Here is a 22,613-nt window from a genome sequence, read left to right as displayed (position 1 = left end):
GTGTAACCTTGCAGCTTGATGTCTCAGGGATCTGCAAGGTATGCGCTTTATCATCGGGTGGTTGGCCCTGGTGGCTGTGTTGTTGCTGTGTGCTTGTGAACGACAGGACGCGGTGCCGCTCGATCAGCAGCTTTACGTCTGGCAACGGCAATGGACGCCAGCCCATGAACGTGCCTTGAACGACAGTCGCAACGACTTTTCGACGTTGCGGGTATTGGCGTTGCAGGCTTTCCCGAATGACGGCTGGAGTCTCGCACGCGTCGATTTCGCGCTGCTGAAACACGATGCGCGGCCGTTGATTGCGGTGATTCGCCTCGACGGCCAGCTCAAGGCGCTCGATACGCAAGCGGTCACGGCGCAAATCCTTCAAGTGCTCGCTGACTGGCAAGGCCAGGGGCTGAACCTGAGCGGCGTCGAGATCGATCATGACGCCGGCAATGCCCGACTGCCTGCTTACACTGAATTTCTCACTCAGTTGCGCGGCGCATTGCCGGCCAATCTGCCCCTGAGCATCACCGCGTTGCCCGCCTGGCTCGACAGCCCGCAATTGCCGGCGCTGCTGGCGACCGTCGACAGCAGCGTGTTGCAGGTGCATGCCGTCAGCGATCCGCGTCGCGGTCTGTTCGATCCCGAGCTGGCCCAGCGCTGGGTCAAGGCCTGGGGGCGGGTGACCGACAAACCGTTTTATCTGGCACTGCCGGCCTATGGCGTGGCGTTGTTGGCGGCTGCCGACGGCGCCCCGGTGGTGGAAAGCGAAGTGCCGCTCGAGCGCGGTGGCCAGCGACGCGAATTGCTCGCCGATCCGCAACAACTGGGCCGGCTGGCCAATGAGTTACGCGAGGATCGCCCGGCGCATCTGGCCGGTCTGATCTGGTTTCGGCTGCCGTTGGCCAACGACCGCAGAGCCTGGAGCCTGAGCACGTTGCGTGCGGTCGCCCGAGGCGATGCATTGAGCAGCCAGCTCGGACTGACGTTCACCGAACAGAACGGCCTGCAAGACATCGCCCTGCGTAACGTCGGTAACCTCGACAGCGCCTGGCCCGCCCGCATCACCCTCAAGGCCCGGGGCTGCGAAGGTGCCGATGCGCTCGCCGGTTATGCGTTGCAACAGACGGCGGATCTGCTTACCTTCACCCGCCTGCGCGACGGCCGATTGCCGGCGAACGGGCAGCGTGCGATCGGTTGGGCACGCTGCGCAAATATTGATCAAGGAGGTTCGCATGTTGACCCGTAACTGGCCGCGCCATCTGCTTTGCCTGAGCCTCAGCCTGCCGCTGGGCTCGGCGCTGGCCTGCGGCCCGGATTTCCCGATGCGTCTGCTCGACGATCGCGGGCAATCGCTGGCGGAGCTGCCGGAGGGCAACTTCAGGTTCGAGATCAGTCGCCTCGGCAAAACCATCGCCGGGCTGAAGAACGTCACCGCCGCCACCCACAATCCGGATGACATCTACGCCGAGGCTCCAGAACCCGCCGAGGTGCGCGACAAGGCCGAGCAGATCGGCCTGACGCCTGATCAGCAAGCGCTGGTCAAACAACTGCGCGGCCTGACCGATGCGCATCAGGTCGACGTGCAGGGCGCGAGCCTGCCGGCGGAACTGCGTCTGTATGTGGCGGGCGCGGTGGCGTTCGGCGCCGGTGACCATCAACTGGCGGTCGAGTATTTCCGTCAGTTGCTGGCGCTGCCGGCCGATCAGCGGGCGTTACGCAGCACCTGGGCTGCCTATTCTCTGGGCCGGGCGTACTTTGCCATGAGCAGCGAATCGGGCGATGCGCTTGAAGCCTGGGAAAACGCTATCGACGCGTTCCGCCAGACGCGGCAACTGAGCATCGACGGCTTCAGCGATCCGCTGGAACTGGGCGTGGCCAGCCTTGGCGAAGAGGCGCGGGCGTTGCGCATGGCGGGTGACTGGAACAACGCCATCAAGCTGTATGCCGCGCAAAACCTGCACGGCTCGAACGTCGGGTATACCTCGCTAAAGCAGTTGATGAACGAACTGGCCGAGGAGCCCGAAGATCGGTTGGCGAAATTGCTGCGCCGCGAAGCGGTGCAGCAACTGGTGACCGCCTCGCTGATCAGCCGGATCGGCTGGTCGTTCGGTGATGAGCCGCCGAACGAGAAGAAGCTGGTCAAGGCCCTGCAAGCGAGCACCCGCGGCAGCCTCGATAACGCTGATCGTCTGGCGGCGATGAATTATCAACAGGGCGATTACGCCAGCGCCAAGGCGTTCCTCGAACACGCTGGCGACAGCGGCCTGGCGTGGTGGCTGCGGGCGAAACTGGCGGTGCGCGATGGCGACAGGAACGCGGCGGCTGCGGCTTATGCGAAAGCCGCGCAAGCGTTCCCGCAGGACGAATCCTGGGGCGAGCGGCGCACTGCCGACTGGAATCTCGAAAGCGTGCAGCCCAAATGCCGGGTCGAGGGTGAAAGCGCCATTCTGGCGCTGCAACGTGGCGAGTACCTGCAGGCCTTCGATCAGTTGTATCGCAGCCAGCACATTTACTGGTTCGACGCCGCGACCGTGGCCGAGCGCGTGCTGACGGTCGAGGAGTTGAAAAACTATGTCGATACCAACGTCCCGGCGCCGCCTGCGTTGAGCCAGCAGGATCGCGACAATTACGTGCCGCTGCCGGTGGCCGCCAGTCTGCGTAATCTGCTGGGGCGGCGTTTGTTGCGTGAGGGGCACTACGAAGAAGCGGTTGGCTATTTCGACAGCGCGGATCTGCAGAACAAGGCGCGGCTCTATGGTGAGCAACGCCTCAAAGCCGATTCGGCATGGTGGCCGACCAAACGTGCCAGCGCACTGTTCAATGCTGCGTGGACAGCCCGTGAGTGGGGCATGGACATACTGGGCTACGAAATGGCCCCGGATTACGCGACCTTTGGTGGCAACTTCAGTCTGGAAAACGCCGAGCTGAAAGTCGGACCGCTGGTGAGCGAGGCCGAAGTCCAACGTCAGAAGGCCAGTGAAGCGCAGCCGGATGAGCGCTATCACTATCGGTTTGTTGCCACGGCGCTGGCCAGCCGTGCGGCGGATAATCTGCCGCACACCAGTCAGGCGTTTGCCGCTGTGTTGTGCTCGGCGGCCGGTTTCAATAGCAGCCTGCAAGAGCAAAGCGCGCTGTATCAGCGATATGTGAAAGAAGGTCCGTACATGGGCTGGGGTGGCTATTTCGGCCAGCAATGCCCTTATCCGGATTTCGCCAGCGCCGACAAACGCTACGTCACCCAGGTTGTCGATGCTGTACGGGGAGTGTTGCGACCCTACAAGCGTGCAGTACAGATCGGCACCATTGTCGGGTTAACCGTGATTGTGCTGGTGATCATTACCCGCCGTCAGCGCAAGTCTCGCAAAGCCTAAGCCTGCTGGACGAACGTCAGGCGCACCGCAAAGCCGATCAACAGGCTGCCGAACAGCCACTGTTGCACCCGTTGGGCCGTCGGGCTGTGTTTCAGCCAGCGGCCCAGCGCGGCGCCGGTCAGGGCGTAGGCGCTGTCGAACAGCAGGCCGGCGCCCACCAGCATCGCGCCGAGCAGCGCAAACTGCGTCAGCACCGGTGCGCCATTTGCCACGATGAACTGCGGCAGCAACACCGAGCAGAACAGCAACGCTTTCGGGTTGAGCAGGTTGGTCAACAGGCCGCGACGGATGGCGGCGTAGCACTGCGCATGACTGTCCGTGATGGTGCCGGCGTTCAGATCCGGCAGCAGCGTGGTGCGCAGGCACTGAATGCCGATCCACAGCAAGTACGCCGCCCCGGCGATCCGCACGGCATCGAACGTCCACGGCGCCGCCTTGAACAGCGCCGCCAGCCCCAACGCCGCGAGCGCTACATGACAGCCTCGGGCGATGGCCAGACCCACCGCCGTGGCCAGCGCTGCACCGCGCCCCTGGCGAGCGCCGGTCTGCAGCAGCAGGATCATGTCCGGGCCGGGCAACAGAAAGACCACTGCCAGCGCCAGGAAAAACAGCCAGAGACTCGCCATGTCGCACCCCTTTCGTTGTCGATTCGGTCGCCTCAGTCTAGGGCCGAAAGGCAGGGCAGGTGGTTGCGTAGTCAGCTTCTAAAGGCCGCTGAATTGGCATAATCTGCGCTCTTTCACCGCCTAAACCATCAGGATCTGCCAACCATGAAACTGGATGCCTTTGATCGCAAGATTCTCGCCGCGCTGCAAAGGGACGGGCGCTTGAGCAATGTGCAGTTGGCCGACGAGATCGGTCTGTCGGCATCGCCGTGTCTGCGCCGGGTGCGGATGCTCGAAGAGGCTGGGGTGATTCGCGGTTATCAGGCCAATCTGGATCGCGATGAAGTGGGGTTGGGTCTGACGGTGTTTGTCGGGGTCAAGGTCGAGCGGCACAACGACGAACAAGCCGAGGCGTTCCACCGGGCGGTGACGGCGTTGCCGGAGGTGATTTCAGCGTTTCTGGTGTCCGGGGAGTCGGACTTTCTGCTGCAAGTGGTGGTGCCGGATCTACGCGCCTATGACCGCTTTCTCACCGGTTGCCTGTTGAAGCTGCCGGGGGTGAGCGACATCCGCAGCAATTTTGCGATCCACACGGTAAAGACGCCCGGCGTGTTGCCGCTGGGGCATCTGCCGTCCTGATACTTCCCGCATTGCGCGGGAAGTATTCGCACAGTGCTTACATCTGCGTTGCCATCCCCTCGACATTCATCGCCGCCTGACGCAACGCTTCAGAGCGGGTTGGATGCGGGTGACAGGTCAGGGCAATGTCTTCGGCCGAGGCACTGAACTCCATGGCGACGCAGAACTCCCCGATCATTTCACTGACGCTCGGGCCGACCAGGTGCACACCGAGGACTTCGTCGGTGCGCTCATCGGCGATGACTTTGGCAAAACCTTCGGTCTCGTGATTGATCTTCGCCCGGCTGTTGGCGGTGAACGGGAATTTGCCGACCTTGTACGCCCGACCTTCGGCCTTCAACTGCTCCTCGGTCTTGCCGACGCTGGCCAGCTCCGGGCGGGTGTAGATCACGTTGGGAATCAGGTCGTAATTGACCTCGCCGGCCTTGCCGACGATCTGTTCGATGCAGGCCATGGCTTCGTCTTCGGCCTTGTGCGCGAGCATCGGCCCGGACGTCACGTCACCAATTACCCACACGCCGGGTGCTTCGGTGCGATGCTGTTTGTTGGCGAGCATGCCGCGTTTGTCGGTGCTCAGGCCGACGTTTTCCAGGCCCAGGCCCTGGGTGTACGGACGACGCCCGATGGCCACCAGCACGTAGTCGGCTTCAAGGATTTCCGCGCTGCCGCCAGCGGCGGGTTCGACGCTGAGCTGTACGCCAGTGGCCGAAGAAGTGGCACTGGTCACTTTCGAGCTCAGCTTGAAGCTGATCCCCTGTTTGCTCAGCGAGCGTTGCAGAGTCTTACCGGCTTCGCCGTCGACGCCGGGGCAGATGCGATCGAGGTATTCCACCACCGTCACCTGCGCGCCGAGCCGGCGCCAGACCGAGCCGAGTTCGAGACCGATCACGCCCGCACCGATCACCACCAGATGCTTGGGCACTTCGCTCAAGGACAGCGCACCGGTCGAGTCGAGGATGCGCTTGTTGTCGATCTCCACACCGGGCAGGGGAGTGGGCTCGGAGCCGGTGGCGATGACGATGTCTTTTGCGGTGAGCTCGATCCTGCTGCCCTGATCGCCGGTCACGCTGACTTTTCCGGGACCGTCGATGTGGCCCCAGCCCTTGATCCAGTCGACCTTGTTTTTGCGGAACAGGAATTCGATGCCTTTGGTCAGGCCGCTCACGCTTTCGTCTTTCTGCTTCATCATTTGCGCGAGGTTGAGCGTGGGTTTGACCTCGATGCCCAGATTGGCGAACTCCGCGCCCAACGCCGCTTCGTAGAGCTCTGACGCATGCAAAAGCGCCTTGGACGGCATGCAGCCGACGTTCAGGCAGGTGCCACCCAGCGTGGCGCGGCCTTCGACACACGCGGCCTTGAGACCCAGTTGGCCGGCGCGGATCGCTGCGTTATAACCGCCGGGGCCACCGCCCAGAATCACCACGTCATAGTTGCTCATGCTCTTGCTCCTGGCTGAAGGATGCGGATCAGTAAAAGTAGTTCGTGCTAAAAATTACGAGCGTAATATGAGCGTTTCCCGACATTTCGGTCAAGGCTTCAGGCAAGCGACAGGTTGCGCATCTTTGAATGATGCAAATGAGTACAAATATTTCACGACTTTCGTTATATCGTAACGATATGTGCAGTGAGCCAAGGGTTTTGGGGGGATATGCAAGTCGATCTGGATGAAGGCACGCCAGTGACCGGGTTGCCGCGCTTTCAGCAAGCGGCGACGCAGGGCCGGCGCTTGCGTCGCCTGGCGATCGGTCTGGGTGCGTTGGCCGGGGCAGGGTGGGTGCTGGCGTTTTTTGTCGGGCTGTTTGCACCGCAATCGCTGTGGCCCGCGTTGCTGGTCAATCAGAGCGCGGCATTGCTGGTGCTGGTGGCCGGGCTGCAATCGGCGAGGTGGGTGACACAATGGCGGGCGCGGGTGATCAATCCCGTCGTGCCGGTGACGGCTGCTGAAGAACCTGCGCCGGATGGCTGGTACGAGCGACTGCTGGATCGCATGAGTCAGCGCAGTCTGCACCTGCTAGGGCAGATCGGCGCGGCCACATTGTGGCTGGGCGGGTGGTCGTTGCTGGTGCTGTTAAGCATCGAGCAAATGTGGAGCCTGACGCTGCCGGCGGCGGGAGTGGGGTTGTCCGCCACGGTCGGCGCGGCCATCGCGTTGCTGCTGGCGTTCGCTCTGCTGGTGCTGGAGCGGCAACTGGCGCAGGAAAACCCGGCGCAATGGCCCGAGGCCGAAGCGCTGGCACAACTGACGCGGGTGGCAATCATCAGTCTTGTGCTGGGCGCGTTGTGCCTGTTGTTCGCCAGTGACAGTGCAATCTGGCCGGTGCGTCTGGCAGTGCTGATTGGCATTCTGCCGGGTTTGGTCGCTGTGGAATTGCTGCTGCGTGCCTTGCTGTCGCTGTTCAGCCCGCGCCGCGAACAACTCGAACCGGTGCTGCTGGCGCGCAGTTTCGTTGCCGATTTGCTGCGCTGGCCGCCACAACCTTTGCTCGCGTTACAGCATGAATTGCACAACCGCTTCGGCATCGATCTGCGTCAGATCTGGGCCTTCAGTTACATGCGCCGCGCCTTCTTGCCGGTGTTGGTGTTGGTGGCAGCGGTGGGCTGGTTGCTCACCGGCCTTCACGAAATACCGATGCAAAGCCGTGGCATCTACGAGCGCTTCGGCAAACCGGTGCAGGTGTTCGGTCCGGGTTTGCACGCTGGTTTGCCCTGGCCGTTGGGTCGTGTGCTGAACGTTGAAAACGGCGTGGTGCATGAACTGGCAACCAGTGTCGGCGAGAACCCGGCACTCGTGCAGTTGGATCCGGCAGAAGGCCCGGCGCCATTTACTGCCAACCGTTTGTGGGACGCCAGCCACGTCAATGACAAGTCCCAGGTTATCGCCAGCAGCCGGGGCGATCAGCAGAGCTTTCAGATCGTCAACATGGACGTGCGCTTCGTCTATCGCATCGGCCTGAGCGATCAAGCCGCACTGGCCGCCAGCTACAACAGCGCGGATGTGCCGACGCTGATCCGCAGCACCGCCAGCCGGATTCTGGTGCATGACTTTGCCTCGCGTACCCTCGACGGATTGCTTGGCGAGGACAGGACCGGGCTCGCCGAAGAAATCGGCCGTGCCGTGCAAAGCGATCTGCAGAAACTCGACAGCGGTGTGGAAATTCTTGCCACGGTGGTCGAAGCGATTCACCCGCCGGCCGGGGCGGCCAATGCCTATCACAGCGTGCAAGCGGCGCAGATCGGCTCTCAGGCGTTGATCTCCCGCGAGCGCGGCGCTGCCGCCGAAGCGAGTAACCAGGCGCAGTTGCAGGCCAGCCTCGCTCGGGATCAGGCCAGTGCCAACGCCCATGAAATCAACGCCACCGCCCGAGCGGCGGATCTGAAATTCAGCGCCGAACAAAAGGCCTACGCCAGTGCCGGCCAGGCCTTCGTGCTGGAGCAATACCTCAGCCAACTCAGCCAGGGTTTGAGCAAAGCCAAACTGTTGGTACTCGACCATCGTCTGGGCGGCAGCAGTAACGCACCGACCATCGACCTGCGTACGTTCACGCTGCCGGCAGATCCGGCGCGCACCACCGCTCAGCCAGGAGCCACCCATTGAGCCAGTCGCACACTCACGATCACCATGACCACAGCGGCCACGATCATGCTCATGCCGGCGGTCATCACCATCACGGGCATCATCACCATCACCACGGTGCGCCGGAGGAGGTGGGTCCTTTTCCGTGGAGACGCATGGGCTGGGCAGCGTTACTGGTGGCGTTCGCCATCGCGGCGGCGAGCCTGGTGCAAGTGCGCTCCGGTGAAGCCACGGTCATCACCCGGTTCGGCAATCCATCCCGCGTGTTGCTGGATCCGGGTCTGAGCTGGCGCTGGCCGGCGCCGTTCGAAGCGGCGATTCCGGTGGATCTGCGTTTGCGCACGACCTCCAGCGGCTTGCAGGATGTCGGCACCCGCGACGGTTTGCGCATCATCGTTCAGGCTTACGTGGCCTGGCAGGTGCAGGGCGATCCTGACAACGTGCAGCGCTTCATGCGCGCTGTGCAGAACCAGCCGGACGAAGCGGCCCGGCAGATTCGCACGTTTGTCGGCTCGGCACTGGAAACAACCGCCAGCAGTTTCGATCTGGCCAATCTGGTGAACACCGATGCCAGCCAGGTTCGCATCGCCGATTTTGAAGCGCAGTTGCGTCAGCAAATCGATCAGCAGCTGCTCGCCACTTACGGCGTGCGCGTGGTGCAAGTGGGCATCGAACGGCTGACCTTGCCATCGGTGACCCTCACCGCAACGGTTGACCGGATGCGTGCCGAGCGTGAAACCATTGCCACCGAACGCACGGCTATCGGCAAACGTGAAGCGGCGCAAATCCGCTCCGCCGCCGAACGCGATGCGCGCATCGTGCAAGCCGATGCCACGGTGAAGGCCGCCGATATCGAAGCCCAATCGCGAGTGGAAGCGGCGCAGATTTACGGACGCGCTTATGCCGGTTCGCCGCAGCTGTACAACTTGCTGCGCTCGCTGGACACCCTCGGCACCATTGTTTCGCCGGATACCAAACTGATCCTGCGCACCGACGCCGCGCCGTTCCGGGTGTTGGTCGACGGTCCGCCGAATCTCGACAGCAAAAGCGGATCGCAGCCATGAATGAAGTTCCACGTGGAACACATTCGCTGAACAGTCCATGGATTCAAGCGGGACGTCTGGCGTTTTTCGCGCTGTATGCGGTAACCGTGCTCGCGGCATTGGCCTGGGCGTTTTCCAATGTCCGGCAGATCGACCCGCAAAATCGCGCGGTGGTTTTGCATTTCGGAGCGCTGGATCGCATTCAGAATGCCGGGTTGTTATTGGCCTGGCCGCAGCCGTTCGAGCAGGTGGTTTTGTTGCCGGCGGCAGATCGTGTCATCGAACGCAGGGTAGAAAATCTGCTGCGCAGTGATCAGGCCTTGCAGGCGGATCGCGTCGCGACCTTCGCCACGCCGCTGAGTGATGCCCTGGCCGGCTCCGGCTATCTGCTCACGGGTGATGCCGGAGTGGTGCAACTGGATGTGCGGGTGTTCTACAAGGTCACCGATCCCTATGACTTCGTACTTCAAGGCGAGCATGTGTTGCCGGCGCTGGATCGAGTGGTGACGCGCAGCGCGGTGGCGCTGACGGCGGCGCGGGATCTGGACACGATTCTGGTGGCGCGGCCGGAGTTGATCGGCGCTGATAATCAGGCCGCCGAACGTCGTGAACGGTTGCGCGGCGATCTGGTGCAAGGCATCAACCGACGTCTCGCCGAGTTGAAGGCGAGCGGTCAGGGCATCGGCATCGAAGTGGCTCGGGTCGATGTGCAATCGAGTCTGCCGGAGCCGGCGGTCAGTGCGTTCAACGCCGTCCTTACTGCCAGCCAGCAAGCCGACAAAGCGGTCGCCAATGCCCGCACCGAGGCCGAGAAACTTACCCAGTCCGCCAATGAACAGGCTGACCGCACGCTGCAAGTCGCTCATGCCCAGGCGGGTGAGCGCCTGGCCAAAGCCTCCGCCGACACGGCGACGGTGTTGAGCCTGGCCAAGGCGCAACAGCAGGGCACTGACCCGCAAATGCTGTTGCGTCTGTACCGCGAGCGGATGCCGAAGATTCTCGGTCAGGCCGGTTCGGTGACCACGGTCGATCCGAAAGACGATTCACGCCTGATCATTCAGGGAGCCAGCAAATGACTGCTACCACCTCATCTCCGAGCCTGTTGTCCTCGGCCGAACAACGCCGCGCCGCCCGCCAGTTGACCCTGGCGATGCTCGCCCTCGGCTTGCTCGGTCTGGGGCTGATCTGGCGCTGGTTGATGCCGGAACAGACGGGCGTCAGTCAGCTGTTGCTCGGATTCGCTTCTTTATTAGTCGCGGTGCCGGTGATGCGTTCGGCGTGGTTCAGCCTGCGTTATCCGAGCCTGCACGGCATCACCGATCAGTTGATCGCCCTGGCGATGATCGGGGCCTGGGCCACGGGCGATCTGCTCACCGCGGCGTTGTTGCCGATCATCATGATCTTTGGCCATGTGCTGGAAGAGCGCAGTGTGATCGGTTCCCAGGAAGCGATTCATGCCCTCGGCCAACTCACGCGCAGCCATGCACGCAAAGTGCAGGCGGACGGTTCGATCATCGAAGTCGAGAACGGCACGCTCAAGGCCGGCGACAAAGTCGAAGTGCGCGCCGGTGATCGGGTGCCGGCGGACGGTCGGGTTTTGTCCGGCCAGGCCAGCCTCGATACGGCGTCGATCACCGGTGAGTCGGTTCCGATGGAGGCGGGCGTCGGCATGGCGGTATTCGGCGGTGCGATCAACCTCGACGGGCTACTGCGAATTGAAGTAACTCGCACCGGGGATGAATCCACCCTCGGCAAGGTCATCGCGCTGATGCAGAACGCCGAACGCTCCAAGCCACCGATCACCCGGTTGCTCGAACGCTATGCCGGCAGTTACATGGTGTTGGTTTTGTTGCTCGCGGCGGTGACCTGGTTCATCACCAACGATGCACAGGCGATGCTCGCGGTGCTGGTGGCGGCATGCCCATGCGCGCTGGTGTTGTCGGCACCGGCCACGGCGATTGCCGGGGTGGCGGTGGCGGCGCGGCACGGGATTCTGATCCGCAGTTCGGCGTTCCTTGAGGAGCTGGCCGATCTCACCTCGCTGGTCGTCGACAAGACCGGCACCCTGACTTACGGCACGCTGCGCTTGCAGTCGATCAAAAGCCCGCGAGCGGATCACGGTTCGGTGATGGTGCTGGCTGCAAGCCTGGGGGCGGCGAGCAGCCATCCGGTCAGCCGCGCGCTGGCCGGACTGGTCAGCGCGGAAGAAGTGTTGGTGCTGACCGATATCCATGAGCGGCAGGGGTTGGGCGTTGTGGCCAAGACCGCGCAAGGCGAGGCCGCGCTCGGGCGCCCGGAGCTGTTTGCGCAGTTGGGCATCCCGACCACGGCGATCCCCGAACACGACGGCCCGATTGCCGGGCTGGCGTTGAACGGCGAATTCCTCGCCTGGCTGTTACTGGCCGACACGGTCAAACCGGAAGCGCGATTTGCCCTGAGTGAATTGCGTGGCCTCGGGCTGGGGCGGCAACTGCTGTTGACCGGTGACAGACAGAGCGTCGCGCAAACCCTCGCCAGTGATGTCGGCCTGCACGAAGTCGAAGCCCAGGCGTTGCCCGAAGACAAACTGAACCGAGTGCTCAAGGAAATCGACAACGGCTTCCGGCCGATGGTGGTCGGAGACGGGATCAACGATTCGCTGGCGCTCAAGGCGGGCGTGGTCGGTGTGGCGATGGGAGCGGGCGGCGCGGACATTGCGCTGGCCTCCGCCGACATCGTGCTGATCGGCAGTGACCTGCGTCGGCTCGGCACCTGCGTGCGCCTGAGTCGTCAGTGCCGACGCACCTTGCAAGTGAACGTGATCATCGGCCTGGGCTGGACGCTGGCCATCGTGGTATTCGCGGCCTTCGGCTGGCTCGGTGCAGCGGGGGCGATGATCGCTGCGTTGCTGCACAACCTGAGCACGTTGCTGGTGCTCGGCAATGCCGGTCGCCTGCTCCGTTTTCAAGAGCCACTGCTGAAGCTGAAAGCGTTGGATTGATCATTTTTCGAACTGTGCGCCGCTCTCGCAGTCATTTGAAAAGGCGCACTGAAACAGGGATGACAGCGCGGTGACAGCCGATGTGGCTGATAGTCGGCGACTATCAAATCGATAGCCTGCTAATTTTCAAGGATGGTCTACCCTCAGATCAGACGTCTGAAACCAGGGGGATATTCCATGCTCGCGCAACTTCCACCGGCCTTACAGAATCTGCAGCTTCCGCTTCGCCTGCGACTCTGGGACGGCCATGAATTCAATCTGGGCCCGACGCCCAGCGTCACCATTGTGGTCAAGGACCCATTGATGGTGTCCCAGTTGACTCATCCAAGTCTCGACGCGCTGGGGGCGGCGTTCGTCGAGGGCAAGCTCGAACTGGAGGGCTCGATCAGCGAAGTCATCCGGGTGTGCGATGAGCTGAGCTCCGCGCTACTCGATGAAGACGATGACAGTCAGCCGGTGCGCACGCTCCACGACAAGGAAACCGACGCCAAAGCCATCTCCTATCACTATGACCTATCGAACGCGTTCTACCAGCTGTGGCTGGACAGCGACATGGCGTATTCCTGCGCGTATTTCGAAACCGGCAGTGAATCCCTGGAGCAAGCCCAGCAAGCCAAGTTCCGGCACCTGTGCCGCAAGCTGCGTTTGCAGCCCGGCGATTATCTGCTGGACGTCGGTTGCGGCTGGGGCGGATTGGCGCGTTATGCCGCCCGCGAATTTGGCGCCAAGGTCTTCGGTATCACCCTGAGCAAAGAACAACTGGCCCTGGCCCGCGAGCGAGTCAAAGCCGAAGGTCTGGAGGATCAGATCGAACTGCAACTGCTCGACTACCGCGATCTGCCCCAGGACGGGCGTTTCGACAAAGTGGTCAGCGTCGGCATGTTCGAGCACGTCGGTCATGCCAACCTCGCCGAATACTGCAAAACCCTGTTCGGCGCGGTGAAAGAGGGCGGTCTGGTGATGAACCACGGCATCACCGCCAAGCACACCGATGGCCGCCCTGTAGGGCGCGGCGCTGGGGATTTCATCGAGAAATATGTGTTCCCCAACGGCGAACTGCCGCACCTGGCGATGATCTCGGCCGAGATCAGCGAAGCGGGTCTGGAGATCGTCGACGTCGAGAGTCTGCGCCTGCACTACGCGCGCACCCTGGACCACTGGAGCGAACGGCTGGAGGACAACCTTGAAGCCGCCGCGAAACTGGTGCCGGACCAGGCGCTGCGTATCTGGCGTCTGTACCTGGCAGGCTGCGCTTATGCATTCGCTCGCGGCTGGATCAACCTGCACCAGATCCTCGCCGTGAAGGCCCATGCCGACGGCAGCCATGAACTGCCGTGGACGAGGGACGACATCTACCACCCTTGAATCTAGAGAATCGGTGAAATCAGCCGGGCGATCCGCATGCCGACCTGTTGCAGGCGGTGGATCTCCCGGCTTTCTTCTTTGGCGACTTCATAGGCCTGGGTGAAGTCATCGTTGAGCATCTGTTCCACACTGGCGGCGAACTCGCTGTCGACGGTCAGCAGCATCACTTCGAAATTCAGCCGGAACGAACGGTTGTCCAGATTGGCGCTGCCGATCGCGCTGATTTCGCTGTCGATCAACACCACCTTCTGATGCAGGAAGCCCGGTTCGTAGCGGAATACCCGCACGCCGGCACGCACCGCTTCGAACGCATAAAGGCTGGAGGCGGCGTAGACGATGCGGTGGTCGGGACGCGAAGGCAGCAGCAGGCGCACATCGACCCCGCGCAGCACCGCGAGGCGTAATGCTGCGAACACGGCTTCGTCGGGAATGAAGTAGGGGCTGGTGATCCACACGCGCTCGGTGGCCGCGTGGATGGCTTCGACGAAGAACAGCGAGCAGGTCTCGTAGGCATCCGCCGGGCCGCTGGCGAGCAATTGGCAAAGCACGCCGTCCTCCGGGTATGCGTCCGGCAGGATCAGCGGCGGCAATGACCGTGCGGCCCAGAACCAGTCTTCGGCAAATGACTCCTGCATGCACGCCACCACCGGGCCGCGCACCTGGACGTGAGTGTCGCGCCACGGCGCCAGCGGTGGTTTTTCACCCATGTACTCGTCGCCGACGTTATGCCCGCCGACAAACCCGATCAGCCCGTCGACCACCACGATCTTGCGGTGGTTGCGGAAATTCACCTGGAACCGATTGAGCCAGCCGCTGCGGGTGGCGAATGCTTTTACCTCGACACCGCCGTCGCGCAGCGCCTGCACATAACTGTGGGGCAGGGCGTGGCTGCCGATGCGGTCGTAGAGCAAATGAATCACCACGCCTTCGGCCGCTTTCTTCAGCAGCAGGTCACGCAGGCGTTGACCGAGACGATCGTCGTGAATGATGAAAAACTGGATCAGCACCGCTTCCCGTGCCTGGTCGATTGCGTGGAAAATCGCCTCGAAGGTGGCCGCGCCGTTGATCAGCAATCGCACTTCATTGTTCGCCAGGCACGGCATGCGTCCCAGCTTTGGCATCGCGCGCAACGAGTCATAGGCATTCGAGGCGCGGGCGGTCAGGGCTTCTTCCACCCACGGGCGCCAGTTGAGTTCGGAAATCGCCTGGCGCATCTGTTCGTTGGCCTGGCGGCGGGCCTTGATGTAGCCATCGAAGGTGCTGCGGCCGAACACCAGATACGGGATGAGGGTGAGATAGGGAATGAAGATCAACGACAGCGCCCAGGCGATCGAGCCTTGGGCGGTGCGTACGGTCAATACGGCATGGATCGCGGCGATCGAGCCGAGGGTGTGTATCAGGGCGATCAGATAACCGAAAATGTGCGGTCCGAAATAATCCATGGGGCAACCTTGCTCCTGAAGATTCAATGCTTAACAGACCATGTTCCATGGCGATTGTCGCTATTTGTTTTCAAGCCGCCAGCGCCCGCCATGAACCGAAACAGGCGGCCGGCGTCTAACGGCCACTACTGATCAGGAGTTTTTCAATGAACGTTCGTCTGCTGGGTTTGGCGCTGGGCCTGGGTTTGGCCTTGCCGGTGGTTGCTCAGGCGCAAATGCTGCAGCCGGGGTTATGGGAAATGACGTCGAGCAATGTGAAGGTCGACGATCAGGTGATGGATGTGCAATCGATCCTCGGTCAGATTCAAGGCCAGATCACCCCGCAACAGCGGGCGGAACTGGAGAAGCAGGGGATCAACATCGGTGGCAAGGGCATCCGCGCCTGCCTGACGCCGCAGCAGGTGGCGACCAACGATATTCCGCTGGCGGACCCGCAGTCGGGCTGCAAACAGCAGATCACCGAGCGTGTCGGCAACCAGTGGAAATTCCGCTTCAGTTGCCCGAAAGCCCAGGGCACTGGCGTCGCGACGTTCCTCAGTGACCGTGAGTTCACCACCGTCGCCAATGGCACCTTCAATGCCATCGGGATCAACCAGAAGGGCAGTCTGGAAACCCGGGCAGTCTGGCTGGGTCAGGATTGCGGCACGGTCAAACCGCGAGCGTAACGTCACCATCGAAACCGCCTCCACATCGAGTGGAGGCGGTTTTTTTCAGCGCATGAACCGCAGCGGCAATCCCTGGCAGTTGTCATGGATCCGATGGTCATGCCACGCGATCTGCCCAGACACCATCGTCGTGCTGACCCGATGCCGAAAGCTGCGCTGAGCGAAGGGCGTCCAGCCGCATTGCGACAGAACCGGCTGACGTGACACAGCGACACCCTTGGGCTCCGGTTGAATCAACACCAGATCCGCCCAATATCCCTCACGCAAATAACCGCGATCCGGAATGGCAAACAGATCCGCCACCCGGTGGCTGGTCTTCGCCACCAGCGTGGTGATCGGCAACACGCCATCCGCCACCAGTTCCAATAACGCCGGCAGCGCGTGTTGCACCAGTGGCAGTCCTGACGGTGCCTGTTCATACGCTTGCTGTTTTTCCGCCCAGGTGTGCGGCGCGTGATCGCTGCCGATCACGTCCAGTCGATTGCTCAGCAGCGCCTGGCGCAGGGCGTCACGATCGCTCTGGGACTTGATCGCCGGATTGCATTTGATCAGGTTGCCGAGGTTCGGATAGTCACGGTCATCAAACAGCAAGTGATGCAGGCAGACTTCGGCAGTGATGCGTTTTTGCGTCAGCGGTTTGTCTTCGAACAGGGCCAGCTCGCACGCCGTGGTCAGGTGCAGGACGTGCAGACGAGTGCCGTAACGTCGGGCCAGATCCACCGCCAGAGACGATGAGCGAAAGCAGGCGTTGGCATTGCGGATCAGCGCATGGGCGTCGGGTGGCAGTTGGTTGCCGAAGCGTTCGCGAAGGTTTGCGGCATTCGTTTCGATGCTCGGCGTGTGCTCACAGTGGGCCAGCAGAATCGTCGGCACTTCTGCGAACAGGCGCTCGAGGGTGTTGGGGTCGTCCACCAGCATGTTGCCGGTGGACGCGCCCATGAACACTTTGACCCCGGCCACTTCGCTCGGATTGAGCGCCGCGACAATGTCCAGATTGTCGTGACTGACACCAAAGTGAAAACCGTAGTTGGCCACCGAATTGATCGCTGCCCGGCGCTTTTTGTCGGCCAGCGCGTCAAGGGTCAGGGTGGCAGGGTTGGTGTTCGGCATGTCCATGAAACTGGTGATGCCCCCGGCCACGGCTGCACGGGATTCGGTGTGGATACTGCCCTTGGCCGGCGCACCCGGCTCACGGAAATGCACCTGGTCGTCAATCATTCCCGGCAGCAGCCATTGGCCGGTGGCGTCGATTTCACGGGTCGCGTTTTCACCTTCGATGCTGCCGGCGATCTTGACGATGCGCCCGTTGCTGACCAACAGATCGGCGTCGAACTCACGCCCCTCGTTCACCAGCCGCGCATTGCGAATCAGCACACTGCTCATGGTTCAGAACTCGTTCTGCAGGGCTTTGTAGCCGCGCACCAGGTCGACGTTGGTGCGCGCAACGTCCTCGGAAAACTCCGAAGCGCTGACGCTCACTGGCGGGAATTGCGAGAGGTCGGTGCCCGGGCCGATGCGGGTGGTGGAGGGCACGTAGAACGCGTCCGGCAGATCTCGGCCGTCGACCACCGAGTTGTGCCGCACCACACAACCGTTGCCCACGACGCAATTGAACAGCACGCTGTTGAAACCGATGAACACCCGGTCGCCGACCGTGCACGGGCCATGCACGATCGAGCGGTGGGCGATGGAGCTGAATTCGCCGATGGTCACCGCCGCGCCGGATTTGGAGTGGATTACCACGCCGTCCTGGATGTTCGAATTGGCGCCGATGGTGATCGGTTCCATCTCGCCCGTGGCGTCCACTTCATCAGCGCGGATCACCGCGTACGGGCCGACGAACACGTTTTCGCCGATCACCACTTTGCCGCAGATGATCGCGGTTTTATCGACGTAGGCAGACTCGGCAATCTGCGGCAAATCACCGGAAGGATTTTTACGGATCATGGTTGGCTCAGGGCTTGGTAAAGAGTGTTGAGGTTGTATTCGAACAGCCCGGTGAAGGTGCTGGCCGGGCCACTGGCGGCGAGGGCGTCGGAGTACAGCGTGCCGCCGATGTGTGCGCCGCTTTCGTCGGCAATCTGTTTCAGCAGGCGCGCGTCCTTGATGTTTTCCATGAACACCGCTTTGACCTTGGCCTGGCGAATCTGGGTGATCAGCGCGGCGACTTCGGCAGCGGAAGGTTCGCGCTCGGTGGACAGACCTTGTGGCGCCATGAAGTCGATGCCGTAGGCCTGACCGAGATAACCGAAGGCATCGTGACTGGTGACGATCTTGCGGTTGCCCGGCGGCAGTGAACCGAGCTTGGCTTTCGCTTGGGCGAGGAGGGCGTAGATCTGTTTCAGGTAGGCCTGGCTGTTGCGCTCGTAGTCGGCTTTGTTTGCCGGGTCAGCGGCGATCAGCGCCTTGGTGATGTTGGCGATGTAGAGCTCGGCGTTCGCCAGGTTGTGCCAGGCGTGAGGGTCGGGAACGGTTTCGCCGTCCTCATCCAGCGAGCGCGGAATCACGCCGCGACTGGCGCTGATTACCGGAGCTCTGGTGTCGGTGCTGGCGACCAGCCGATCCAGCCACGGCTCGAAACCCAGTCCGTTCTTGACGATCAGTTTCGCCTTGAGCAGGGCCTTGGCGTCGTCCGGCGTCGGTTCGTAAGTGTGGGCATCGGCGTCAGGGCCGACCATGTTGGTGATCTGGATATGCTCGCCGCCGATCTGATGCACCATGTCGGCAAGGATGCTGAAACTGGTGACCACCGGCAGTTTTTCCGCCGCCGATAACGACATCGACAGCATCAGGCTGAACAGCACGAGTAGAGCGCGCATCGGGAAACACCTCATTGGGATGTGAGCATAGGTGGGCGGCGCAGCAGACCGTGCACCGGTCCGAACACCACGGACAACAGGTAACCACCACCGGCGACCAGCACGATGGCCGGGCCGCTGGGTAGCGAGTAGTAGAACGACAGCAACAGGCCGAGCCATACCGATGCGCAACCGATGAGCGCGGCGATGGCAATCAGGATCGGCAGGCGCCGGCTCCAGAAGCGTGAAGCGGCGGCGGGCAGCATCATCAGGCCGACCACCATTAGGGCGCCGATCGCCTGGAAACCGATCACCAGATTCAGAACCACCAGCGTCAGGAACACGCCATGGGCAACGGGGCCGAGTCGACTGACCGTGCGCAGGAAAAACGGATCGAGGGTGTCGAGCAACAACGGTTTGTAGATCAGCGCCATGGCCATCAGACTGAGCGCCGATACCCACAACATGCCGTTGAGGGTCGGGCCGTCCACCGCCAGTGCGGAGCCGAACAACAGGTGCAGCAAATCGAGTCGCTTGCCGGCGATGCCGAGAATCAGCACGCCGCTGGCCAGCGAGATGGGATAGATCGCGGCGAGGCTGGCGTCTTCGCGCAGGCCGGTGCGTCGGGTGATCCACGCGGCGAGTCCGGCCATGCTCAGGCCGGCACCGAGTCCGCCGAGGGTCAGCGCCGGCAGACTCAGCCCGGCGAACCAGAACCCCAACGCGGCGCCGGGGAGGATGCCATGGGCGACGGCGTCGCCGATCAGGCTCATCCGGCGCAAGATCAGAAACACGCCCAGTGGTGCTGTGCTGCACGCCAATACCAGGCCGCCGAGCAGGGCCCGGCGCATGAAGACGAACTCGTGGAACGGTTGCCATAAATGGCTCAGCGTGAGCATCAGGCCACCTGCGTGTGAGGCGTTTGCTGGATGAGATCGATGCTGCTGCCGAATGCGCAGCCGTTCTGTCTGATCAGCAAGGTCTGTGGAATGTGTTGGCGCACGGCGGCAAGGTCATGGCAAACCACGACCAGGGTTCTTCCTTGTTCGTGCCAGGCGTGCAGGTGTTGCCACAACAGTGCCTGACCCAGTTCGTCGAGCGCGGCATGGGGTTCGTCGAGCAGCAGCAACGGTGTGTCGGCCAGACTCAATCGGGCGAGCAGGGCGCGTTGCAGTTCTCCGCCGGAGAGGGCCATCAGGGGGCGATGTTCCAGTCCGCTCAGGTGCCAGTCTTCCAGTGCGGACTCGAGACGTTGGGCTCTGAGTTGCGACGACAGTCGTCGTCCCCAGAAACCGGCCGCCACCAATTCCTGAAGGCTGATCGGGAACTGTCGATCCAGATGCTGTTGTTGAGGCAGAAAGGACAAACCGCTTTGGCGTGGAACACCCAACTCGACCTTGCCGGCCAACGGTCGCTGTAACCCGGCGATGACTTTGAGCAGGCTGCTTTTGCCGCTGCCGTTGATGCCGATGATTGCCGTCAGGCTGCCGCTTTCCAACTTCATGTTAAGCGGTGCGGTGAGCGGTTGGCCGGGTGCTCCCCAGCTCAGGTTCTGGCAGCGGATCATGGCTGCTCCCGGCGCCAATGACTCTCGGCGACAGCGTCGTGAGCATGAAGACTTTCGGCGTGGATGACTCGGACATGGAATTCGCTGACACCGGGTGAGCGGCGCAGTGCCTGGTTCAGGCGACGGGCAGCGTCTTCGCAGAACATCAGGTTCTGGCCATTGGCGAGGGCGAAGGCTTGTTCGTCGGCGCGCTTTACGGCGGTTTGTACGGCGGTGCCGAGGGCTGCTTCGGCGTCGTTGATGATGGACGTCAGGGGTAGTTCGTCGACAAATTCATCCAGGTACAGTTTCAATTGAGCGGTACTGCGTTGGCTGTGAGGTGTGGCCACGATGCCTTGGGTCGAGCCCAACCACGCCAACACATCGGCGTGTTGCAGCGGTTTGTTGGCAAAGTCGTCGACGAATTGTTGCTGGATCAACTGCCTCGCCAATGCCGCAGAACACGGGCAAGTTGAGGAATACGCGACGTCGATTTTCAGTTCCACGTGGAACACTTTGTTTTTTAGCTGGGCTGAAACGGTGACGGGATAGGTTTTCCACCCCGCCAAAGGACTGACCAATGCCGACCTTCTCAGCAACAAATCAGTTTGGATATTCAGATAAGCGGTTTCGGACAGATCTTCGTGGCTGTCGAGGAAACGCTTTAGGACCTGGCGTAAAACAGCAGGAGAAAGGTTCTGCTGCTCCAGCGCTTCCAGCCCAAGATAGAGCCGTGACATGTGAATGCCGCGTGCGTCTCCATCATCCAGGCTGACGCCTGCATCCGCTTTGGCAGCCAAGCGTTGGCCTTCGATAAACACAGGTAATGCGATGCCGCACATCCCCACCCATTCGAGAGGCAGGGCCTGGCGGGCGGCTTGAGCCGCGACATCCGGCAAAGTCAGCGCGTTCATGAGCAGTTCCATCATGGTGATTGAATTTGATGTTACATTATAACAATACAAACCACGATGCCTTTTTCATGAACAGGCTTTCATATGCACAGACGCCACTTGCTCAACCTGATGCTGGCCAGCGCGGCCTTTGTTTTGCCTTTTTCGGTGTCCGCCACGCAGATACGCAATGCGCGGCTTTGGCGTTCGGATGACAAGCTTCGGCTGGTGTTCGATCTGAGTGGTCCTGTGAGCTACAAGACCTTCACCTTGAGTGCGCCGGAGCGGTTGATCATCCATTTGAGCGGCGCCAGCCTGAGTGGGGATTTCAGCCAGTTGGCGTTATCCGGCACCCCTATTCATTCGATCCGCTCCGGCCATTTTGGCCAAGGGAACACCCGGATCGTGCTGGATCTAAGCAGCCCGGTTCAGCTCAATTCATTCTTGTTGGCGCCTCAGGATGGGCAAGGACATCGCCTGGTTTTGGACTTGATGAGCGCATCATCGGGACTGCCTCCGAGCGTTCCACGTGAAACACCCCAGGAAAAATCCCACCCCAAGCGCGACATCATGGTGGTGGTCGACCCTGGTCATGGCGGAAAAGATCCGGGTGCAATCGGCGCCAAAGGCGAGCGGGAAAAGGATGTGGTTTTGTCCATCGCGCAATTGCTCGCGCGTCGGCTTAAACGAGAGAAAGGCTTTGATGTGAAGCTGGTTCGTAACGACGATTTCTTCGTCCCGTTACGCAAGCGTGTGGAGATCGCGCGCCAGCACAAGGCTGACATGTTCATCTCGGTGCACGCCGATGCTGCGCCGCGTCTGACCGCCTCTGGCGCGTCGGTGTATTGCCTGTCCGAAGGCGGCGCAACATCCGCGACCGCGCGGTTCATGGCGCAGCGTGAGAACGGTGTGGATCTGCTTGGCGCCACCAGCCTGCTCAATCTCAAGGACAAGGATCCGATGCTCGCTGGCGTGATCCTCGATATGTCGATGAACGCAACCATCGCCGCCAGTTTGCAACTCGGAAGCACAATGCTGGGCAGCTTGGCCGGCATCACCACGCTACACCAAAAGCGCGTGGAACAGGCTGGATTTGCCGTTCTGAAATCGCCGGATGTGCCGTCAATCCTGGTGGAAACCGGTTTCATTTCCAACGCACGGGACAGTCAGCGCCTGGTGACGGCGCGTCATCAGCAAGCCGTGGCAGACGGTTTGTTTGAGGGCTTGCAGCGCTACTTCCAGAAGAATCCGCCTGTCGACAGCTACATGGCCTGGCAACAAGAGCAGAAAGGATCGCAGGTTTAGCAGCCAGTGATCCGGCTGCAGGTGAACTTCGCACTGCTGCCGCCTGAGCTGGAGAACCGATTGATCGTCGTCCAGCCCACGCGGCGGTTGTAGCCAACCCAGGCTTCCCCATCGGAAGCGATGCCGGTGAAAAAGGTCAGTTGCCCGTAGCGGCTGTTGGTTTGTGCCCAGTAGCGGTTGCCCGCTTTCTCGAATCCGCGCAGGTAAATCGTGCTGCCGACCGTGTTGACGCTATAGGCGTTGCCGTTGCCATCGATGCACGCCAGAAGGTTCGCGCTGCGCGTGCAATTGGCGAGCCCCGGCACTTGTGCTTCGGCAGTCAGCGTCAGCAATGCCAGGCAGATAAACGAGTATTTCAACGCGGTTTTCATGACGTAACTCGGCGGCGATCTGATTACA

20 protein-coding genes are annotated in these 22,613 nt (G+C 61.8%); 10 read left to right on the top strand and 10 right to left on the bottom strand.

All coding sequences use genetic code 11. The features are described from left to right. Positions 1-40: 40 nt before the first annotated feature. Positions 41-1,234: a DUF3142 domain-containing protein gene (locus CAF74_RS23945; RefSeq protein ID WP_085747986.1), complete on the top strand. Its 1,194-nt coding sequence runs from the start codon at positions 41-43 to the stop codon at positions 1,232-1,234. Continuing rightward, positions 1,221-3,359 (top strand): hypothetical protein, encoded by a 2,139-nt coding sequence (locus tag CAF74_RS23940; protein ID WP_085747985.1) that lies wholly within the window; start codon positions 1,221-1,223, stop codon positions 3,357-3,359. The genes CAF74_RS23945 and CAF74_RS23940 overlap by 14 nt, the downstream gene beginning before the upstream one ends. Here the strand turns inward: CAF74_RS23940 and CAF74_RS23935 are convergent. Then, positions 3,356-3,985, bottom strand: coding sequence for a LysE family translocator (locus tag CAF74_RS23935; RefSeq protein WP_085747984.1), 630 nt, complete (start codon positions 3,983-3,985; stop codon positions 3,356-3,358). The two genes, CAF74_RS23940 and CAF74_RS23935, sit on opposite strands and share 4 nt — an antisense overlap. A 144-nt stretch (positions 3,986-4,129) precedes the next feature. Between CAF74_RS23935 and CAF74_RS23930 the strand changes: the two genes are divergently transcribed. Then, positions 4,130-4,603: an Lrp/AsnC family transcriptional regulator gene (locus tag CAF74_RS23930; protein WP_085747983.1), complete on the top strand. Its 474-nt coding sequence runs from the start codon at positions 4,130-4,132 to the stop codon at positions 4,601-4,603. 37 nt (positions 4,604-4,640) lie between these two features. Here CAF74_RS23930 and lpdA read toward each other — a convergent pair whose 3' ends face one another. After that, positions 4,641-6,041, bottom strand: coding sequence for a dihydrolipoyl dehydrogenase (lpdA, locus tag CAF74_RS23925; protein ID WP_085747982.1), 1,401 nt, complete (start codon positions 6,039-6,041; stop codon positions 4,641-4,643). A 210-nt stretch (positions 6,042-6,251) separates the two neighbouring features. Here lpdA and hflK (CAF74_RS23920) point away from each other — a divergent pair, with 210 nt between their 5' ends. The 5 genes from hflK (CAF74_RS23920) to cfaB all read left to right on the top strand — a co-directional run bounded on the left by hflK (CAF74_RS23920) (position 6,252) and on the right by cfaB (position 13,565). Then, positions 6,252-8,198, top strand: a complete 1,947-nt coding sequence (gene hflK / locus CAF74_RS23920) for a protease modulator HflK (protein WP_085747981.1) — start codon at positions 6,252-6,254, stop codon at positions 8,196-8,198. Continuing rightward, positions 8,195-9,241 carry a protease modulator HflC gene (gene hflC, locus CAF74_RS23915; RefSeq protein ID WP_085747980.1) on the top strand — a complete coding sequence of 349 codons (1,047 nt, stop codon included), beginning with the start codon at positions 8,195-8,197 and terminating at the stop codon, positions 9,239-9,241. The genes hflK (CAF74_RS23920) and hflC overlap by 4 nt, the downstream gene beginning before the upstream one ends. Beyond that, complete coding sequence (gene hflK, locus CAF74_RS23910; protein WP_085606271.1) at positions 9,238-10,296, top strand: protease modulator HflK; 1,059 nt, start codon at positions 9,238-9,240, stop codon at positions 10,294-10,296. Before hflC ends, hflK (CAF74_RS23910) begins: the two co-directional genes overlap by 4 nt. After that, positions 10,293-12,200, top strand: a complete 1,908-nt coding sequence (locus tag CAF74_RS23905) for a heavy metal translocating P-type ATPase (protein ID WP_085747979.1) — start codon at positions 10,293-10,295, stop codon at positions 12,198-12,200. Before hflK (CAF74_RS23910) ends, CAF74_RS23905 begins: the two co-directional genes overlap by 4 nt. 177 nt (positions 12,201-12,377) lie before the next feature. Further along, positions 12,378-13,565 carry a C17 cyclopropane fatty acid synthase CfaB gene (gene cfaB / locus CAF74_RS23900; protein ID WP_085747978.1) on the top strand — a complete coding sequence of 396 codons (1,188 nt, stop codon included), beginning with the start codon at positions 12,378-12,380 and terminating at the stop codon, positions 13,563-13,565. A gap of 2 nt (positions 13,566-13,567) precedes the next feature. On the opposite strand, the gene cls is transcribed toward cfaB, so the two are convergent. After that, on the bottom strand, positions 13,568-15,007 hold the full coding sequence (gene cls, locus CAF74_RS23895) for a cardiolipin synthase (protein ID WP_085747977.1): 1,440 nt from the start codon (positions 15,005-15,007) through the stop codon (positions 13,568-13,570). Positions 15,008-15,153: 146 nt separating this feature from the next. On the opposite strand from cls, the gene CAF74_RS23890 reads away from it, so the two are divergent. Beyond that, positions 15,154-15,672: a DUF3617 domain-containing protein gene (locus CAF74_RS23890; RefSeq protein WP_007954220.1), complete on the top strand. Its 519-nt coding sequence runs from the start codon at positions 15,154-15,156 to the stop codon at positions 15,670-15,672. Positions 15,673-15,717: 45 nt separating this feature from the next. Here the strand turns inward: CAF74_RS23890 and CAF74_RS23885 are convergent, their stop codons facing one another. From CAF74_RS23885 to folE2, 6 genes are read right to left on the bottom strand one after another with little or no spacing between them, the layout of a single operon-like run. Continuing rightward, the gene (locus CAF74_RS23885; RefSeq protein WP_085747976.1) at positions 15,718-17,055 is read right to left on the bottom strand and encodes a dihydroorotase; all 1,338 of its coding nucleotides are present in this window, start codon (positions 17,053-17,055) and stop codon (positions 15,718-15,720) included. A gap of 3 nt (positions 17,056-17,058) precedes the next feature. Beyond that, positions 17,059-17,619 (bottom strand): carbonate dehydratase, encoded by a 561-nt coding sequence (locus CAF74_RS23880; RefSeq protein WP_011336655.1) that lies wholly within the window; start codon positions 17,617-17,619, stop codon positions 17,059-17,061. Continuing rightward, positions 17,616-18,491, bottom strand: coding sequence for a metal ABC transporter substrate-binding protein (locus tag CAF74_RS23875; RefSeq protein ID WP_085747975.1), 876 nt, complete (start codon positions 18,489-18,491; stop codon positions 17,616-17,618). The genes CAF74_RS23880 and CAF74_RS23875 overlap by 4 nt, the downstream gene beginning before the upstream one ends. 11 nt (positions 18,492-18,502) lie before the next feature. Further along, positions 18,503-19,369 carry a metal ABC transporter permease gene (locus tag CAF74_RS23870; protein WP_085747974.1) on the bottom strand — a complete coding sequence of 289 codons (867 nt, stop codon included), beginning with the start codon at positions 19,367-19,369 and terminating at the stop codon, positions 18,503-18,505. Further along, positions 19,369-20,037, bottom strand: coding sequence for a metal ABC transporter ATP-binding protein (locus tag CAF74_RS23865; protein WP_085747973.1), 669 nt, complete (start codon positions 20,035-20,037; stop codon positions 19,369-19,371). Before CAF74_RS23865 ends, CAF74_RS23870 begins: the two co-directional genes overlap by 1 nt. Next, on the bottom strand, positions 20,034-20,930 hold the full coding sequence (gene folE2, locus CAF74_RS23860; RefSeq protein ID WP_085747972.1) for a GTP cyclohydrolase FolE2: 897 nt from the start codon (positions 20,928-20,930) through the stop codon (positions 20,034-20,036). Before folE2 ends, CAF74_RS23865 begins: the two co-directional genes overlap by 4 nt. Before the next feature lie 84 nt (positions 20,931-21,014). On the opposite strand from folE2, the gene CAF74_RS23855 reads away from it, so the two are divergent. Continuing rightward, entirely contained in the window at positions 21,015-22,214 is a 1,200-nt protein-coding gene (locus tag CAF74_RS23855) for an N-acetylmuramoyl-L-alanine amidase (protein WP_085747971.1), read from the top strand. Here CAF74_RS23855 and CAF74_RS23850 read toward each other — a convergent pair. After that, a complete protein-coding gene (locus tag CAF74_RS23850) occupies positions 22,211-22,585 on the bottom strand; it encodes a glutamine synthetase (RefSeq protein WP_085747970.1) in 375 nt (124 codons plus the stop codon). The genes CAF74_RS23855 and CAF74_RS23850 overlap by 4 nt on opposite strands. Positions 22,586-22,613: the final 28 nt, after the last annotated feature.

It is taken from the genome of Pseudomonas sp. R45(2017), from assembly GCF_002112305.1.
Lineage (GTDB): Bacteria > Pseudomonadota > Gammaproteobacteria > Pseudomonadales > Pseudomonadaceae > Aquipseudomonas > Aquipseudomonas paraglycinae.
Note: the sequence above shows the minus strand (reverse complement) of the source record. Positions and strands in the feature narration are given on the sequence as shown.

Coding starts and splice junctions, on each gene's coding strand:
- CAF74_RS23930 (WP_085747983.1), top strand. CDS start 4,130: ATGAAACTGGATGCCTTTGATCGCAAGATTCTCGCCGCGCTGCAAAGG.
- lpdA (WP_085747982.1), bottom strand. CDS start 6,041: ATGAGCAACTATGACGTGGTGATTCTGGGCGGTGGCCCCGGCGGTTAT.
- CAF74_RS23855 (WP_085747971.1), top strand. CDS start 21,015: ATGCACAGACGCCACTTGCTCAACCTGATGCTGGCCAGCGCGGCCTTT.
- CAF74_RS23890 (WP_007954220.1), top strand. CDS start 15,154: ATGAACGTTCGTCTGCTGGGTTTGGCGCTGGGCCTGGGTTTGGCCTTG.
- CAF74_RS23885 (WP_085747976.1), bottom strand. CDS start 17,055: ATGAGCAGTGTGCTGATTCGCAATGCGCGGCTGGTGAACGAGGGGCGT.
- cls (WP_085747977.1), bottom strand. CDS start 15,007: ATGGATTATTTCGGACCGCACATTTTCGGTTATCTGATCGCCCTGATA.
- cfaB (WP_085747978.1), top strand. CDS start 12,378: ATGCTCGCGCAACTTCCACCGGCCTTACAGAATCTGCAGCTTCCGCTT.
- hflK (WP_085747981.1), top strand. CDS start 6,252: ATGCAAGTCGATCTGGATGAAGGCACGCCAGTGACCGGGTTGCCGCGC.
- CAF74_RS23905 (WP_085747979.1), top strand. CDS start 10,293: ATGACTGCTACCACCTCATCTCCGAGCCTGTTGTCCTCGGCCGAACAA.
- CAF74_RS23940 (WP_085747985.1), top strand. CDS start 1,221: ATGTTGACCCGTAACTGGCCGCGCCATCTGCTTTGCCTGAGCCTCAGC.
- CAF74_RS23850 (WP_085747970.1), bottom strand. CDS start 22,585: ATGAAAACCGCGTTGAAATACTCGTTTATCTGCCTGGCATTGCTGACG.
- folE2 (WP_085747972.1), bottom strand. CDS start 20,930: ATGAACGCGCTGACTTTGCCGGATGTCGCGGCTCAAGCCGCCCGCCAG.
- hflK (WP_085606271.1), top strand. CDS start 9,238: ATGAATGAAGTTCCACGTGGAACACATTCGCTGAACAGTCCATGGATT.
- CAF74_RS23875 (WP_085747975.1), bottom strand. CDS start 18,491: ATGCGCGCTCTACTCGTGCTGTTCAGCCTGATGCTGTCGATGTCGTTA.
- CAF74_RS23865 (WP_085747973.1), bottom strand. CDS start 20,037: ATGATCCGCTGCCAGAACCTGAGCTGGGGAGCACCCGGCCAACCGCTC.
- CAF74_RS23935 (WP_085747984.1), bottom strand. CDS start 3,985: ATGGCGAGTCTCTGGCTGTTTTTCCTGGCGCTGGCAGTGGTCTTTCTG.
- CAF74_RS23870 (WP_085747974.1), bottom strand. CDS start 19,369: ATGCTCACGCTGAGCCATTTATGGCAACCGTTCCACGAGTTCGTCTTC.
- CAF74_RS23880 (WP_011336655.1), bottom strand. CDS start 17,619: ATGATCCGTAAAAATCCTTCCGGTGATTTGCCGCAGATTGCCGAGTCT.
- CAF74_RS23945 (WP_085747986.1), top strand. CDS start 41: ATGCGCTTTATCATCGGGTGGTTGGCCCTGGTGGCTGTGTTGTTGCTG.